Consider the following 15,482-nt stretch of genomic DNA (forward strand, 5'->3'; position numbering starts at 1 on the left):
GAGCGCCGCCCCGTCCGGCAGCGCCAGGTTCATCCGGAGGCCAGCAGGTACCCCGCCGCCGCCGCGGTCAGACCCAGCACGACGGTCGCTGCGGCGTAGCCGAGCGCCCGGGCGAGGGTCCCCCGCTCGACCAGGCGCAGCACGTCGGTGCCGAAGGTCGAGAAGGTCGTGAGCGTGCCGCAGAAGCCGGTGCCCACCAGGGCGACCACCGCCGGCGGAGGTGCGGCGGCCCCCAGCACCACGCCGAGCAGCGCGCTGCCGACGAGGTTGACGACCAGCGTCCCCCGCGCGGGGTCCCGGCCCCCGCGGGCGGCCAGCCGGGTGACCAGCAGCCGCAGCGGGGCGCCGACCAGTGCGCCGGCCACCACCAGCAGCGGCATCACCGGGCGGGGGCGGCCCGCACCGCCCGGGCCCCCACGGCCACGGCGAGCACCCCACCGAGGACGGAGACGAGCACGTAGCCGGCGGCCAGGGCCGCCGCACCGGCGCTGGCCAGCCCGACGACCTCGACGGCGAACGCGGAGTACGTCGTGTAGCCGCCGAGCACGCCGACGGCGAGGAGCGGCCGGGCCCAGGGTGGCTCGGGAGAGCGCGCGGTCAGGGCGGCGGTCAGCGCGCCCAGCAGCAGGCAGCCGGTGAGGTTGACCAGCAGGGTGGCCCACGGCCAGCCGCCGGGGGGGTGCGGCAGCGCCGTCGCCACGCCCCAGCGGGCCAGCGCGCCGAGCGCGCCACCGAGCGCCGCGAGCAGGTACGCCACCCGGAGATCCTCCCGTCGTCCCGGCGGTGGTGGCCCTCCGCTGCTGGCGACACGCCGTCCGCCTCGCCACGTCGCGTGCGCGGTCGCGGGACCGCGGGGGTCAGGAGGGCGTCCACTCCCGCGCCGGCCGACGACGGCGCCACACCGGCTCCAGCGCCGCCAGCTCCTCCTCGGTCGCCACACGGAACGGGGGTGTGCTGGGCGACGGCAGGGCGCGCCGGACCTGGCCGCGGGTGGCCCGCAGGCTCGCCGCGATCGCCACGACGAGGATCGTGGCGATGACCGCCAGGCTGACCGCAGTCGGGATGTAGTAGACGTCGATCTTGAGCAGCATCTTGACGCCGACCCACATGAGCACCAGGGCCAGTCCGACCTTCAGGTGGACGAAGCGGTGGACCAGGTCGGCGAGCAGGAAGTACATCGCCCGCAGGCCGAGCACGGCGAAGGCGTTGGCGGTGAAGACGAGGAACGGCTCGTCGGTCACGGCGAAGATCGCGGGGATCGAGTCGACGGCGAAGACCACGTCGGTGACCTCGACGAGGACCAGCACGGCGAGCAACGGGGTGGCCAGGAGGACACCGTCGCGCCGGACGAGGAACCGCTGCCCGTGGTAGGCGTCGGTCATCGGCACGTACCGGCGGAACAGGCGCAGCGCCCGGGACCGCTGCGGGTCGATGTGTTCGTCCCGCTGCCGGATCATCCGGTAGCCGGTCCAGAGCAGGAACGCGGCGAACAGAAACAGCACCCAGCCGAAGCTGCTGATGAGCACCGCGCCGCCGGCGATGAACAGGCCACGCAGGACCAGCGCGCCGAGCACCCCGAGGAAGAGCACCCAGTGCTCGTGCTCCCGCGGGACGGCGAAGAACGTGAGGACGATGGCCCAGACGAAGACGTTGTCCACGGCCAACGACTTCTCGATCAGGTAGCCGGCGAAGTACTGCTGGCCGAGCTCGGCGCCGTACCGCGACCACACCCACGCGCCGAAGCCGACACCGATGAGCACCCAGACCGCCGACCACGCGGCCGCCTCCCGCACGCCGATCACGTGCGCCCGTCGGTGGGCGAACAGGTCGACGGCGAGCATCGCGACGATGAGGCCGAGCACGGCCAGCCACAGGGACAGCGAGACGTCCACGGGGGACCTCCTCCGATCGAGACACCGACCGGAGGTCTCTCCCAGCCCGTTGCGGGCTCGCTCCGCCGGACCCCTCGAGGTGGGGACGTACTGGCGACGGAACGCTGCGGGGATACTCCCCTCCGAGAACGGGTGAAGCAGACTTCAGCTGTCCGTGCCAGCCCACCGAGGAGACCCGTGACCGACGACCCGCGTCCGTCGTGGACGTTCCTCACCAACCACGGCCACGTGCTGCTCGCGGTCGCCGCCGATCCGGACGTGCGCGTCGAGGAGATCGCCGCGCGCGTCGGCATCACGTCCCGCGCGGTCCTGGCCATCCTGCGCGACCTGGAGGAGGCCGGGTACGTCACCCGCAGCCGCCGGGGTCGCCGCACGCACTACGAGGTGCGACCGCACCGGCCGTTCCGGCACCCGAGCACGGCCCATCGCGAGGTCGACGACCTGCTCGCCATCTTCACCCGGTGACGGGGTCGGCCCGTCCCGGGCCCCGCCGCCGGCCCCGTCCCGAGCTCGCGAGGGGTGAGGAGGACGGGGTCCTTCTCCGGCGAGGGGCAGCAACGGCCCCGTCCAGGGCACCGCCCCGAGCTTGCGAGGCGAGGGGTACGGAGTCCTTGCTTCAGCGCCGGCGGGTCTCGGGGAAGAGCAGGTCGACGAAGCGCTCCACGGTCGGCTGCGGCTCGTGGTTGGCCAGCCCGGGCCGCTCGTTGGCCTCGATGAACACGTGGTCGGGCCCCTCGACGTCGGGCACCAGGAAGTCCAGCCCGGTCACCGGGATGCCGATCGCCCGGCTGGCCCGGACGGCGGCCTGCGCGATCGCCGGGTGCAGCCGCGCGGTGACGTCTTCGATGGTGCCGCCGGTGTGCAGGTTCGCCGTCCGCCGGACCCGGATCCGCTCGCCCGCGGGCGGGACGTCGTCCATCGCGTACCCGGACTCGGCGACCACCTCGGCGGTCGCACCGTCCAGCGGGATGCGCGACTCCCCGCCGGTGGCCCGCTCGCGCCGGCGGCTGGTCGACCGGATCAGGTCGGTCACCGGGTTACGGCCATCGCCGACCACCTCGGCCGGCCGGCGCACCGCGGCGGCCACCACCTCGTGGTCGATGACGACCACCCGCAGGTCGTCGCCCTCGACGAGCTCCTCGACCAGCACGTCGGGGCAGAACTGGGCGGCCAGCGCGACCGCCCGCTCCAGCGCGTCGGCCGAGGTCACGCCCACGGTGATGCCCTTCCCCTGCTCGCCGCGGGCGGGCTTGACCACCACCTCGCCGCACTCGGCGAGCAGCGCCCCGGCGGACTCCCGGTCGTCCTCGGTGACGGTCGCACCGCGGGGCACGCGGACGCCGGCCCGCTCCATGATCCGCCGGGTGACGCGCTTGTCGTCGCAGCGGCTCATCGCGACCGCGCTGGTGAACTCCGACAGCGACTCCCGGGTGAGCACCGTGCGCCCGCCCAGCGCCAGCCGCATCTCACCCCACTCGGCGTCGCTGACCTCGACCCGGATCCCGCGCTCGAGCGCCTCCTCGGCGATGATCCGCGCATAGGGGTTGAGCTCCTCCAGCCCCGGCGGGCGGGAGGAGAACAGCGGGGTGTTGATCGGGTTCTTCCGCTTGACGCACAGCGCGGGCACCCGGTGGAAGCCGAGCTTGCGGTACAGCGCGATCGCCCCGGAGTTGTCGTGCATGACCGACAGGTCCAGGTAGGCGCGGCCGCGGCCGACGTAGCGCTCGGCCAGCACCCGCACCAGCGCCTCACCGGTGCCGGGCGGGGCGTCCTGCGCGTCCACGGCCAGGCACCAGAGGCTGGCGCCGCCCTCCGGGTCGCCGAAGGCGAGCACGTGGTCGACACCGGTGACCGTGCCGACGATCCGCCCCGTGCGCCGGTCCTCCGCGACCAGGTAGGTGAAGCAGCGGGTGCGGTGGTTGGCCCACATGGTGGCGGCGTCCCCGGTGACCATGCCGTTGCGCGCGTAGATGTCGTTGATCTGCCGCATCTCGTCCAGCGCGGTCACCGTGCGCACGAAGACCCCGCGGATCAGCTCGGCACGCGACCGGTAGCGGTACAGGTCCAGCCGGTAGACGTAGCTGGGGTCGATGAACAGCTCGTCGGGCGCCATCCCGACCATCACGTGCGGGTCGCGGGGGTAGATGCAGATGTCGCGCCGGCCGCTCTCCTCCGAGCGCAGCGCCTTCACGATGCCCTCGAGGCTGGAGAAGGTCTGCCCGAACACCAGCCGGCCCCAGGCCAGGTCGAGGACGACGTCGGACTCCATCCCCTGCCGCTGGTGCTCGGAGATCTGCTGCCAGGGACGGCTGGTGGGGGAGGGGGTCTCGGACACCGGGGTCCGGCGCCGGTGCCCCGCGACGCGGGGCACGCTCAGATCCCGTGGGCCTGCAGCCAGAGCTCGAGCAGGCCCAGCTGCCACAGCTTGTTGCCCCGCAGCGGGGTGAGCCCACCGTTCGGGTCGGCCAGCAGCCGGTCGACGTACTCCGGCCGGAACAGGCCTCGCTCGCGCGCGGCGTCGTCGGTCAGCGCGTCGCGGACCAGGTCGAGCACCTTGCCCTCGAGGTGGGTGATCGCCGGGACCGGGAAGTAGCCCTTGGGCCGGTCGATGACCTCCGGCGGGATGATCCGCCGGCCGATGGCCTTGAGCACGCCCTTGCCGCCGTCGGCCAGCTTCAGCTCCGGCGGGCACCTCGCGGCCAGCTCGACCAGGTCGTGGTCGAGGAAGGGCACCCGGGCCTCCAGGCCCCAGGCCATGGACATGTTGTCCACCCGCTTGACCGGGTCGTCGACGAGCATGACCTCGCTGTCCAGGCGCAGCGCGGCGTCCACGGCGGTGTCGGCGTGCGGCGCGGACATGTGCCGGCGGACGAACTCCAGACTCGGGTCGCCGTCCAGCGCGTAGCGGTCGGCCACCAGCCGGGCCATGTCGGCGGCGTCGCGGTCGAAGAACGCCTTCGCGTAGGTCTCCACCGCCCGCTCGCGGTCCACGCCCTGCAGCGGCGGGTACCAGTGGTAGCCGGCGAAGACCTCGTCGGCGCCCTGCCCGGACTGCACGACCCGGATCGACTGGCTGACCCGCTCGGAGAGCAGGTCGAAGGCGACGACGTCGTGGCTGACCATCGGCTCGGCCATGGCGCCGATGGCGTGGCCGAGGGCCGCGGCGAGCTCGTCGGAGGCCACCCGGATGCGGTGGTGATCGGTGCTGAACCGCTCCGCGATGACGTCGGAGTAGACGAACTCGTCGCCCTCCCGGCCACCGACCGCCTCGAAGCCGATCGAGTAGGTGGCCAGGCCGGTCTGCCCCTCCTGGGCCAGCAGGCCGACGATCAGGCTGGAGTCCAGCCCGCCGGAGAGCAGCACGCCGACCGGGATGTCGGCGACCAGACGCCGGCGGACGGCGACGCGCAGCGCCTCCTCGATCGCGTCCTCCCAGTCGCGGGGGGACCAGTTCGCGTGCTCGGGAAGGCGCTCGTAGCGGGCCTCCCAGTACCGGTGCTCGCGGGAGGTGCCGTCGGCCTCGATCACCCGCACGGTGGCGGGGGGCAGCTTGCGGACCCCGTTGAGGATCGTCCGTGGCGCGGGGACGACGGCGTGCCAGGAGAGGTAGTGGTGCAGGGCGACCGGGTCGATGGAGGTGTCGACGTCCCCCGCCTGCACCAGGGCCGGCAGCGAGGAGGCGAACCGCAGCCGGCCCGGCGTCTCGGCGAGGTAGAGCGGCTTGATGCCGAGCCGGTCGCGGGCGAGCACCACTCGGCCGGTGTCGCGCTCGGTGATGACGAAGGCGAACATGCCGTGCAGGTGCTCGACGACCGCGGTGCCCCAGTGGTGGTAGCCCTTGAGGATCACCTCGGTGTCGGAGGTGGAGAAGAAGCGGTAGCCGTGGCCCTCGAGCTCGGCGCGCAGCTCCTTGTAGTCGTAGATGCAGCCGTTGAAGACCGCGGTCAGGCCGAGCTCGTTGTCCACCATCGGCTGGCTGCCGGCCGGCGACAGGTCGATGACCGACAGCCGGCGGTGTCCGAAGGCCACCCGCCCGTTGCTCCAGGCACCCTGACCGTCCGGCCCGCGGGGGACGAGGCACTCGACCATCCGCGCCACGGCGGTGGTGTCGGCCAGGGAGCCGTCGAACCGGATCTCACCGGAGAGGCCGCACATGCGGTAATCCAACCCCACCGTCGGGGCCGGCGCGAGCGGCCGGGGCTGACGTCACGGCGACGCAACACGATCGCGTTCCACGTGGAACAGCGGGCGGTCCCTCGTCCCGGGGTCGCCCCGCCGCACGTGGCGACCGGGGGTGCGCCGGGTCACGGTCGCCGGCCGGGCGGCGCGGTGCCAGGCTGGGCGCCCGGTCCCGACGAGGGAGGCGACGTGCAGGCAGTGGTCGTGGAGCGCCGCGGCGGCCCCGAGGTGCTGACGGTCTGCGAGGTGCCCGACCCCGAGCCCGGCGACGGTGCGGTGCTGGTCGACGTCGCAGCCGTGGGGGTCAACTTCCGGGACGTGTACGAGCGCGAGGGCCGTGCGCCCTACGGCGGCGCCCTCCCCGCGGTCGTCGGCGCAGAGGGTGCGGGCACCGTCGTCGGCACGGGGGAGCGGGTCGCCTGGCTCGACGTCCCCGGCAGCTACGCGACCCGGGTGGCCGCCCGGCCCGAGAAGCTGGTGCCGGTGCCCGACGGGGTGGGCCTCGACGTGGCCGCTGCCGTGCTGCTGCAGGGCTGCACCGCCCAGTACCTCGCCGCCGACTCGTACCCGGTCGCCGAGGGGGACTGGGTGGTCGTGCACAGCGCGGCCGGGGGCGTCGGCCTGCTGCTGACCCAACTGGTGCGCGACCGCGGCGGCCACGTCCTGGCCACGACGTCGACGGCGGAGAAGGCCGAGCTCGCGCGGGCGGCCGGCGCCGACGACGTCGTGGTCGGCTACGACGGCTTCGCCGAGCGGGTCCGGGAGCTCTCCGGCGGTGAAGGTGCCGCCGCGGTGTACGACGGCGTCGGGCGGACGACGTTCGCCGCGGGGCTGACCGCACTGCGACCCACCGGGCGGATGATCGTGTACGGCGCTGCGAGCGGGCAGCCCGACCCGCTGGAGGTCCAGTCCCTCGCCGCGCACGGGTCGCTGTACGTCCAGCGGCCGACGCTCGGCACCTACACCCGGACCCCGCAGCTGCTGCGCGAGCGGGCCGGCGCGGTCCTGGACCTGGTCGCCGCCGGCCGGCTCGACGTCCGCATCGGCGGCCGGTACCCGCTGGCCGAGGCGCGGCGGGCGCAGGAGGACCTGGAGGGCCGGCGGACCACCGGCAAGCTCCTGCTGCTGCCGCAGGGCTCCTGACCCGCAGGGCTCACGACCCGCGGTCAGCCGCCGCCGGCGACCAGCGCCGCCATGGCCTCCGCCGTCGCGGCGTCGGCGGGCAGGAACGCCTCGATGCTCAGCTCGGCGAGGGTGACGTCGACGGCGGTGCCGAAGGTCGTGACGGTGCTCAGAAACGCCAGCTCCCGGCCGCCGGCCTGCATCCGCAGGGGGACGGCTACGGCGTTCGTCGGGCCCAGGCTGCGGCCGCCGGGGAGCGCGGCCAGCTCGTGCAGCAGCGCCCGTGTCCGGGGGTCACCGGTGACGGCGTGCTCCCGGGCCAGCCGGCCGAGCACGTGGCCGCGCCACTCGGCCAGGTTGCGGATGCGGCCGGCGAGCCCGTCGGGGTGCAGGCTCAGCCGCAGCACGTTGACCGGCGGCTCGAGCAGGTGCGGCGCGACCCCGCGGGTGAGCAGGTCGATGCCGGCGTTGGCGCTGACCAGCTTCCAGTGCCGGTCGACGGCGAGGGCCGGGTGCGGTGCGTGGGCCCGCAGCACCGCGTCGACCGCGGCGCGGACCGGGGCCATCTCCGTGTCGTCGAGGGAGCGGGCGCGGTACTCGGGGGCGTAGCCGGCGCCGAGCAGCAGCTGGTTCCGCTCGCGCAGCGGGACGTCGAGCTGGGTGGCCAGCCGCAGCACCATCTCCCGGCTGGGTTGCGACCGGCCGGTCTCCAGGAAGCTGATGTGCCGCGCGGAGACGTCGCTCTCGACGGCCAGGTCGAGCTGGCTGAGCCGGCGGCGGGTGCGCCACTGGCGCAGCAGCGGCCCGAAGGTCGAGCGGGTCGCGGTCGCCGTCACGGTCCGGACGCTACGGGCCGCCCCGCCGCCCGGCACCTACCTCGGAGGTAGGCGCCCATGACCTGCGAGGTCATCGACGCACCCCCCTGCTCTCGCGCAGCCTCGGTCCTGACCGGAGCCACCCCGGCGCCGGCCCGACAGCGAGGAGGACGGACGTGCCCGTCGACACCGCCACCCAGGTCCAGCGGTACATCGCCGCGTGGAACGAGACCGAGCCGCAGGCGCGCCGACGGGCGGTGGCGGCGCTCTTCACCGAGGACGCCCGCTACGTCGACCCGCTGGTCGACGTCCGAGGGCACGAGGGCATCGACGCGACGATCGCCGCGGTGCACGAGCAGTTCCCGGGGTGGGTGTTCCGGCTCGCCGGGCCCGTCGACGCCCACCACGACCAGGTGCGCTTCACCTGGGGGCTGGGCCCGGAGGGGGAGGAGCCGCCGGTGGTCGGCTCCGACGTGGCCGTCACCGACGGGAACGGCCGCTTCGACCGGGTCTCCGGCTTCCTCGACCGGGTCCCGCAGCAGTGAGCGGGTACGGCTCCTACGCCGTCGCCCACCTCGAGACGGTGACGGTGGGCCCGGGGATCGTGGAGTACCTCGCCCGCATCGACGCCACCCTCGAGCCCTTCGGAGGGCGGTTCCTCGTGCACGGCGCCCGGGCCGAGGTCGTGGAGGGTCCGTGGCGGGGCGACCTCGTGGTCATCGGCTTCCCGGACCCCGATGGCGCCGGTGCCTGGTACTCCTCGGCGGCCTACCAGGAGATCGTCGGCCTGCGGACCGGGTCCAGCACCGGCTGGGCGGTCCTGGTCGAGGGCGTTCCCGGGCCGCACCGAGCCACCGACGTCCTGGCTGCGCAGTCGTGACCGCGGACGGCCCGGGACCTCGAGCCCGGGCCGTCCGCTCCGACCTGTTCCGGCTTCCATGCCGCCAGGGGCCCTCGGTCAGAAGGGCGGGGGCTCGTCGTCCGGTTCCACCTGCAGCGGCGGTGTCTCGTCCCCGTCTCGAGGTGGGTCCTCGGTCGGACGCGGTGGTCGCATGCCGGGTGGCCCGGTGGTGCGGGTGATCCCCGACGGAGTGGTGACGGCGAGGACGCTCGACCGGTGACGTCGGACCCGCGATCTCCTGCACGACCCGAACCCACGTTCGACCTGTGACAGTTCTGGAATCGCCGGGAGCGGGGTCGACCGGGGCGCGGCTCCGGACGTGCAGCAGGGTCAGCCCACGCGGGTGAAGCGCAGCTCCATCCACGGTTGCGGGGCGCCGTCCGGGCCCGGCCGCGTCCAACGGGCCGACATCGAGGCGCCGTCATCGGCCACCCGCAGTGTGGCCGATGCCGACCCGGCGGAGAAGGTCCACACCCCGTCGCGCACGGTGGCGGTCGCGTCCTCGACGCCGCCCTGGTCGTCGTAGGCCCGGGTCGGGAACACGCCGCGGTCGGCGTCGTAGGGCTCGACGACCTCCAGGGCTCGGGTGCGCCGACCGCCGATCACCACGTCGACCCGGTGGACGACGGTGGGCCCGAGCTCCTCGTAGACGTCGCTGCCCTCCACGGTCGCCACCACGGTCCGACCGTCGTCGCCGAGGACCTCACCCGCCGTCCGCCAGTGTCCGATCAGCGCGGCCATCGTCGGTACCTGATCGACCTGCACAGCTCCTCCTCCATCGCCGTCACGGCTCCGACCGGACGGCGGGTGGTAACTCATCGCCCCGGAGGCGGGTGCCGGCACTGCGGTGCACTCGCCCGGAGCCCGCCGTCCACGGGCAGGAAAGCGCCGTCGGCGAGCCCGGCCGCCGGCCCGGGGTCCGAGGACGGTGCGGGAACGCCGCGCAGTCGGCACTTCCGCGGGCGGTGGGGGCACCGGCACAGTGCTCGCCGGACGAGGCCGGACAAGGGCAGGACGGCCGGGTGCGCGAACGGACCACGGGGGGACCCATGCCGATCACCTCATGCCACCGCCTGCGGCGCCGGATCGCGGCCGCCGCCTGTGCAGCCGCGACCTCCGCAGCGGTGCTCGCCGTCCCGCTCGGTGGCGTCGCGGCCGCCGCTCCGGCAGCGCCGGCTGTTCCGGAGGCGGTGGGGAACGGTTCCGGCGAGCCCCCACCGGGTGGGGTGCCGGGCGTACCGGTGCCGTCGATCGCCTGGGCCGACCTGGGCGACGGTTTCCAGCAGGCCGACATCGACGTCCCGTACGACTACGCCGCCCCGCAGGGCCGCACGTTCAGCCTGCACGCGGTTCGCCTGCCCGCGGCCGACCCGGCGAACCGGATCGGCACCCTGTTCGTCAACTTCGGCGGCCCGGGTGGACCGGCGTCGGCGACCGTGCGCGAGGTGGGCCGGCTCCTGTTCCCACCGGAGGTGCTCGCGCGCTACGACCTGGTCGGCGTCGACCCGCGCGGGACCGGCGAGAGCCAGCCGGTGCAGTGCACGGGCAGCGCCGCCGAGCAGGCCGCCCTGCCCTACGCCACGCTGGCCGACTTCCCGGCCGACCGGGTCCAGGAGGAGCAGGCGATCGCGCAGGTGCGCGCGTTCGCGGAGGAGTGCCGGACCCGCAACGGGGACCTGCTCGACCACGTCGGCACCCTGCAGTTCGCCCGCGACCTCGACGTCCTGCGCGCCGCGCTGGGCGACTCGCGGATCAACCTGTACGGCCTGTCCTACGGCACCTTCCTCGGCCAGGTGGTCGCCAACACGTTTCCCACACGCACCGGGGCCCTGGTCCTCGACAGCGTGGTGGACCCCGGCTGGGCCGGCGGCCCGCCCGGCACCATCAGCTGGATCCGCGGGGGCGGTGCGGCGGGCAGCGCCGAGACCCTGGACCGGTTCTTCGAGCTGTGCGCGCAGGCGGGACCGCCCCGGTGCGTGTTCGCCGCGGACGGGGACCCCGAGCAGAAGTACGCCGAGCTCGCCGCCCGGCTGCGGACCGCCCCGCTGCTGGTCCCGGTGCCCGGCGAGCCGGCGCAGCCGCTGACCTACTCAACGTTGGTCGGGGTGACCGTGAGCCTGCTCTACGACGGCGCCGGGTGGCCGCTCCTCGGTCAGCTGCTGCAGGCGGCGTACAGCGGTGACGGTGCCGCTGTCGCCACCGTGCTGGAGAGCCTGCCGCAGCCGCCGACGCCGGAGGGCTACCCGAACTACCCCGACGCGAACGCCGCCATCACCTGCGGCGACACCGACAACCCGCGCGACCCGTACCGCTACGGCGAGGTCGGGCGCGCACTGGACGCCACGACAGCGCCCTACGTCGGCTCCCGATGGGCCTACGCCGGGCTCGTCTGCGCGTCGTGGACCGGCCGCTCGACCGAGCGCCACACCGGCCCGTGGGACAGCTGGACCCGCAACCCGGTGCTCATCATCGGCAACCGGTACGACCCCGCCACGCCCTACCGCAACGCGGTGGTGGTCCACGACCTGCTGCCGAACAGCACCCTGCTGACCGTCGACGGTGTCGGGCACGGCGCGGTCCCCGCGAGCACCTGCGCGGCCTCGCTGACCACGCAGTACCTGCTCACCGGGGCCACCCCGCCGGCGGGGACGGTGTGCACCCAGGACCGCGCGGCGTTCGACCCGGTTACCACGTCCGCCCCCACCGGCGCCGTCCGGACGGGCGTGGCAGCCGGGTAGGCGGTCCATCCGGGGACCGGCCCCGGCCCCGCGGGTCAGGTCACGACCAGGGGACGCCGATCCGCCGTCCGGCCAGCTCGTGCACCTCGACCTCGACGTCGAAAACCTTGCGCAGCAGCTCCGGCGTCATCAGCTCGGACGTCGGGCCCTCGGCGACCAGCTGGCCCTCCCGCATCGCGACGATCCGGTCGGAGTAGCAGGAGGCGACGTTGACGTCGTGGACGACGAGGACGACGGTGCGCCCCAGCTCGTCGGCCATGCCGCGCAGCATCCGCATCATCTGCACGGCGTGCCGCATGTCGAGGTTGTTGAGCGGCTCGTCGAGCAGCACGTGGTCGGTGCCCTGGCACATCACCATCGCGACGTAGGCGCGCTGCCGCTGCCCGCCGGAGAGCTGGTCGAGGTGCCGGTCGGCCAGCGGGCCCAGCTCGAACCACTCCATGGCCTCGTCGACCAGGCGGTGGTCCGCAGGCGTCAGCCGGCCACCGGAGTGCGGGAAGCGGCCGAAGGCGACCAGCTCGCGGACGGTCAGCCGCACCGACATCGCGTTCTCCTGGCGCAGCACCGCCAGCCGCCGGGCCAGCACCGGCCCCGGCGTCGTCGCGACGTCCATCCCCTCGACGCGCACCCGGCCGCGGTCGGCGGGCAGCAGCCGGGAGGCCACCGACAGCAGCGTGGACTTGCCTGCGCCGTTGGCGCCGATCAGCGAGGTGATCCCGCCGGTCGGGATGGTCAGCGAGACGTCGTCCAGCACGCGGACGCCGCCGTAGGACTTGGAGACGGACTCGATCTCGATCACTGGTTCTGTTCCCTCACTGACGAGGCTCCCGGATCAGGAGGGCGATGAAGACGATCCCGCCCACGAAGTTGACCACGACGCTGAGGCTGGAGTTGAAGCCGAACACCTGCTCGAGGACCAGCTGCCCGCCGGCCAGCGCGAGCACCGCCATCAGCGCGGCCCCCGGCAGGACCCAGGCGTGCCGGTGGGTGCCCAGCAGCTGACGGGCCAGGTTGGCCACCAGCAGGCCGAGGAAGGTGATCGGCCCGACCAGCGCGGTGGCCACGGCGACGAGGACGGCGACGGCCAGCAGCGCCCGGTTGACCACCCGGCGGTGCTCGACGCCCAGGCCCACGGCGGTGTCGCGGCCCAGGGCCACGACGTCCAGCCGGGGGAGCAGCCGCCAGACGCCGAGGGTGACCAGCGCGACGAGGACGGCGGAGAGCGCCAGCATCTGCCGGTCGACGGAGGTGAAGCTGGCGAACAGCAGGTCCTGCAGGGTGAGGAACTCGTTGGGGTCGATCAGCCGGGACACCAGCAGGGTGAGGCTGGTGAACGTCGAGCCGAGCACCACCCCGAGCAGCACCAGCACGTACACGTCGCGCTCGGTGCGGCCGAACAGCGACCGGTAGAGGACGGCGCCGAAGCCGATCAGGACGACGACCTCGACCGCGAAGCGCAGCCGCGGGTCGGTCGTGGTGACGGTGGAGGCCCCGAGGAAGAAGACACCGACGGTCTGGATCAGCACGAACAGCCGGTCGAACCCCATGATCTCCGGGGTCAGGATCCGGTTGTTGGTGACCGTCTGGAACAGCACGGTGGAGACCGCGACCGCCACGGCGACGACCGCCATGGCGGCCAGCCGGCGGCCGCGCTGCTGCAGCGCGTAGCCCCAGGAGCCGGTCACGTCGACGGTGAGGTAGGCGGCCACGACGGCCAGGGTGAGGACGCCGAGCGCGAGCAGCGTGCGCCGGCGCCGGGTCGCCCGCTGCGGGCCGGCGAGGACGGTCGTCATCACACCGCCCGGTGCCGCGCGCGCAGCAGCAACCAGACGAACAGCACGCCGCCGACGACCCCGCCGATCATCCCGACCGGCACCTCGTACGGGTACCGGATGGTGCGGGCCAGGACATCGCAGACCAGCACGAACGCCGCACCGGTCAACGCGGTCACCGGCAGCACGCGGCGCAGGTTGTCCCCCATCGCCAGGGTGACCAGGTTGGGGACGACGAGGCCGAGGAAGGGGATGGAGCCGACGCTGACCACGACGATCGCGGTGACGACCGAGGAGATGGCCAGGCCCACCATGACGACCCGGGTGTAGGGGACGCCCAGGTTGATCGCGAAGCTCTCGCCCATGCCGGCGACGGAGAACCGGTCGGCCCACAGGTAGGCGACCACGGTGGCGGCCAGCACCAGCCAGAGCAGCTCGTAGCGGCCGGCCAGGACGCCGGAGAAATCGCCGTTCATCCACACGTCCACCGACTGCAGCAGGTCGAAGCGGTAGGCCAGGAAGGTCGTCACCGCGCTCACCACGCCGCCGAGCAGGATGCCGACCAGCGGGACCACCACCACGTCGGTGAGGACCAGCCGCTGCAGCAGCCAGACGAAGAAGGCGGTGCCGACCAGCGCGAACGCCACGCCGATCGTCATCTTGCCGAACACCGACGTCCCGCCGGAGGACAGCGTCGCGACGACGATGCCCAGCCCCACCCACTCCGTCGTCCCGGCGGTCTGCGGGGAGACGAACCGGTTACGGGTCAGGTGCATCATCACCAGCCCGGCCACGGCCATCGCCGAACCGGCCAGCAGGATGGCGAGCAGCCGGGGCACCCGGCTGGTCCACAGGACCCGGGCCTGCGCCTCGTCGGGGTCGAGCAGGTCGGCCGGCGTCAGGTCGCTGACCCCGGTGAGCAGGGACGCGGACGCGGCGAGCGCCAGGGCCACCAGTGCGACGGCGACGTGCCACCGCTGCACACCGCGGCGGCGCCGCACCTGCCCGGAGGGGGCGGGTGCGGCGCCGCTGCGCCGTCCGGTCGTGCGCGTCACCGGACCGCTGCGCCGACTTCCTCGACCATCTGCTCGACCGACGGCAGGCCGTTCGGCGCGATGTACCACACGGACGAGTCGAGGTAGTGGACGTCGTCGTCCTGCCACGCGGTCGTCCCGCGGACCAGCTCGTTGTCGAGCACCTGCTGCGCGGCCGTGCCGGACTCGCCGATGGCGGCGTCGCGGTCGAGCACCAGCAGGATGTCGGGGTCCTTCTCGGCGATGTACTCGAAGGAGATGGCGTCGCCGTGGTCGGCCGCGGTCAGGCCCTCGTCGGTGGGGGTCAGCCCCAGCTCGTCGTAGACCAGGCCGAACCGGGTCTCCGGGCCGTAGGCGCTGACCTCGCCGGCGTTGGTCATCACGAAGAGCGCGTCCCCCGCGCCCTCCGCGGCCGCCTTCACCTCGGCGACCCGCTGGTCCAGCGCGGCCAGCCGGTCGGCGACGGCGTCCTCCTCGCCGAAGACCTCGGCGAGGGTGGTCACCCGCTCCTCGAAGGAGGCCAGGAAGTCGCCGTTGTCGACGGTCAGGTCGATGGTCGGGGCGATCTCGGCCAGCTCCGGGTACACCGCCGCCGAGCGCCCGCCGACGATGATCAGGTCCGGCTCGAGGGCGTTGACCGCCTCGTAATCCGGCTCGAACAGGGAGCCGACCTTGGCGTACTCGTCCCCGCCGTACTGCGCCAGCGACTCCGGGTAGGTCGCCTCCGGCACACCGGCCACCTCGACGCCGAGGCTGTCCAGCGTCGACAGGACGCCGACGTCGAAGACGACGACCCGCTGCGGGTCGGCCGGGACGGCGGTCTCGCCCTGCGCGTGCGGAACCGTGACCTCGCCGGAGTTCGAGGAGGCCTCGGCGGTGGTGTCATCGCTGCCGCCGCAGGCGCTGACGGCGAGGGCGGTGGCAACGGTGAGGGAGAGGGCGGCCAGCGGCCGGGCCTGCGTGCGCATCGTGCTCCTGTCGTGCTGAGGTGAGGCTTGGCTAAGTGAGGCGTACCTAACCTGCCACACA

General features: G+C 73.9%; 16 protein-coding genes. 5 read left to right on the forward strand and 11 right to left on the reverse strand.

Annotated elements, in window-relative coordinates:
- Window positions 1-29: 29 nt before the first annotated feature.
- The 3 genes from GOBS_RS24570 to GOBS_RS24580 form a co-directional block, all read right to left on the reverse strand.
- Window positions 30-380 carry a fluoride efflux transporter FluC gene (locus GOBS_RS24570; protein ID WP_012950964.1) on the reverse strand — a complete coding sequence of 117 codons (351 nt, stop codon included), beginning with the start codon at window positions 378-380 and terminating at the stop codon, window positions 30-32.
- Window positions 380-757, reverse strand: coding sequence for a fluoride efflux transporter FluC (locus GOBS_RS24575; RefSeq protein WP_012950965.1), 378 nt, complete (start codon window positions 755-757; stop codon window positions 380-382). The genes GOBS_RS24570 and GOBS_RS24575 overlap by 1 nt, the downstream gene beginning before the upstream one ends.
- 100 nt (window positions 758-857) lie before the next feature.
- A complete protein-coding gene (locus GOBS_RS24580; RefSeq protein WP_012950966.1) occupies window positions 858-1,892 on the reverse strand; it encodes a TerC family protein in 1,035 nt (344 codons plus the stop codon).
- A 177-nt stretch (window positions 1,893-2,069) separates the two neighbouring features.
- On the opposite strand from GOBS_RS24580, the gene GOBS_RS24585 reads away from it, so the two are divergent.
- Window positions 2,070-2,357, forward strand: a complete 288-nt coding sequence (locus tag GOBS_RS24585) for a helix-turn-helix transcriptional regulator (protein ID WP_012950967.1) — start codon at window positions 2,070-2,072, stop codon at window positions 2,355-2,357.
- Window positions 2,358-2,508: 151 nt separating this feature from the next.
- Here GOBS_RS24585 and ngg read toward each other — a convergent pair whose 3' ends face one another.
- Both ngg and GOBS_RS24595 read right to left on the reverse strand, forming a co-directional pair.
- Window positions 2,509-4,263 carry an N-acetylglutaminylglutamine synthetase gene (ngg, locus tag GOBS_RS24590; protein WP_012950968.1) on the reverse strand — a complete coding sequence of 585 codons (1,755 nt, stop codon included), beginning with the start codon at window positions 4,261-4,263 and terminating at the stop codon, window positions 2,509-2,511.
- 2 nt (window positions 4,264-4,265) lie between these two features.
- Entirely contained in the window at window positions 4,266-6,047 is a 1,782-nt protein-coding gene (locus GOBS_RS24595; RefSeq protein WP_012950969.1) for an N-acetylglutaminylglutamine amidotransferase, read from the reverse strand.
- A gap of 213 nt (window positions 6,048-6,260) precedes the next feature.
- Between GOBS_RS24595 and GOBS_RS24600 the strand changes: the two genes are divergently transcribed.
- The gene (locus GOBS_RS24600; protein ID WP_012950970.1) at window positions 6,261-7,214 is read left to right on the forward strand and encodes a quinone oxidoreductase family protein; all 954 of its coding nucleotides are present in this window, start codon (window positions 6,261-6,263) and stop codon (window positions 7,212-7,214) included.
- 23 nt (window positions 7,215-7,237) lie between these two features.
- On the opposite strand, the gene GOBS_RS24605 is transcribed toward GOBS_RS24600, so the two are convergent.
- Window positions 7,238-8,029 carry a helix-turn-helix domain-containing protein gene (locus GOBS_RS24605; RefSeq protein WP_041242703.1) on the reverse strand — a complete coding sequence of 264 codons (792 nt, stop codon included), beginning with the start codon at window positions 8,027-8,029 and terminating at the stop codon, window positions 7,238-7,240.
- Window positions 8,030-8,184: 155 nt separating this feature from the next.
- On the opposite strand from GOBS_RS24605, the gene GOBS_RS24610 reads away from it, so the two are divergent.
- Window positions 8,185-8,553 (forward strand): nuclear transport factor 2 family protein, encoded by a 369-nt coding sequence (locus GOBS_RS24610; protein WP_012950972.1) that lies wholly within the window; start codon window positions 8,185-8,187, stop codon window positions 8,551-8,553.
- Window positions 8,550-8,888, forward strand: coding sequence for a DUF1330 domain-containing protein (locus GOBS_RS24615; RefSeq protein ID WP_012950973.1), 339 nt, complete (start codon window positions 8,550-8,552; stop codon window positions 8,886-8,888). The genes GOBS_RS24610 and GOBS_RS24615 overlap by 4 nt, the downstream gene beginning before the upstream one ends.
- A 351-nt stretch (window positions 8,889-9,239) precedes the next feature.
- Here GOBS_RS24615 and GOBS_RS27880 read toward each other — a convergent pair whose 3' ends face one another.
- A complete protein-coding gene (locus GOBS_RS27880) occupies window positions 9,240-9,674 on the reverse strand; it encodes a hypothetical protein (protein WP_012950974.1) in 435 nt (144 codons plus the stop codon).
- A 284-nt stretch (window positions 9,675-9,958) separates the two neighbouring features.
- Between GOBS_RS27880 and GOBS_RS24625 the strand changes: the two genes are divergently transcribed.
- Window positions 9,959-11,647 carry an alpha/beta hydrolase gene (locus GOBS_RS24625; RefSeq protein ID WP_049788506.1) on the forward strand — a complete coding sequence of 563 codons (1,689 nt, stop codon included), beginning with the start codon at window positions 9,959-9,961 and terminating at the stop codon, window positions 11,645-11,647.
- A 40-nt stretch (window positions 11,648-11,687) separates the two neighbouring features.
- Here the strand turns inward: GOBS_RS24625 and GOBS_RS24630 are convergent, their stop codons facing one another.
- The 4 genes from GOBS_RS24630 to GOBS_RS24645 are packed head-to-tail and all read right to left on the reverse strand — an operon-like array spanning window position 11,688 to window position 15,421.
- Window positions 11,688-12,446, reverse strand: coding sequence for an iron ABC transporter ATP-binding protein (locus tag GOBS_RS24630; RefSeq protein WP_012950976.1), 759 nt, complete (start codon window positions 12,444-12,446; stop codon window positions 11,688-11,690).
- Window positions 12,447-12,459: 13 nt separating this feature from the next.
- Window positions 12,460-13,440, reverse strand: coding sequence for an iron chelate uptake ABC transporter family permease subunit (locus tag GOBS_RS24635; RefSeq protein ID WP_012950977.1), 981 nt, complete (start codon window positions 13,438-13,440; stop codon window positions 12,460-12,462).
- The gene (locus GOBS_RS24640; RefSeq protein WP_012950978.1) at window positions 13,440-14,474 is read right to left on the reverse strand and encodes an ABC transporter permease; all 1,035 of its coding nucleotides are present in this window, start codon (window positions 14,472-14,474) and stop codon (window positions 13,440-13,442) included. The genes GOBS_RS24635 and GOBS_RS24640 overlap by 1 nt, the downstream gene beginning before the upstream one ends.
- Window positions 14,471-15,421 (reverse strand): siderophore ABC transporter substrate-binding protein, encoded by a 951-nt coding sequence (locus GOBS_RS24645; RefSeq protein ID WP_012950979.1) that lies wholly within the window; start codon window positions 15,419-15,421, stop codon window positions 14,471-14,473. Before GOBS_RS24645 ends, GOBS_RS24640 begins: the two co-directional genes overlap by 4 nt.
- Between the last annotated feature and the right edge of the window lie 61 nt (window positions 15,422-15,482).

The organism is Geodermatophilus obscurus DSM 43160 (genome assembly GCF_000025345.1).
Taxonomy (GTDB): Bacteria; Actinomycetota; Actinomycetes; order Mycobacteriales; family Geodermatophilaceae; genus Geodermatophilus; species Geodermatophilus obscurus.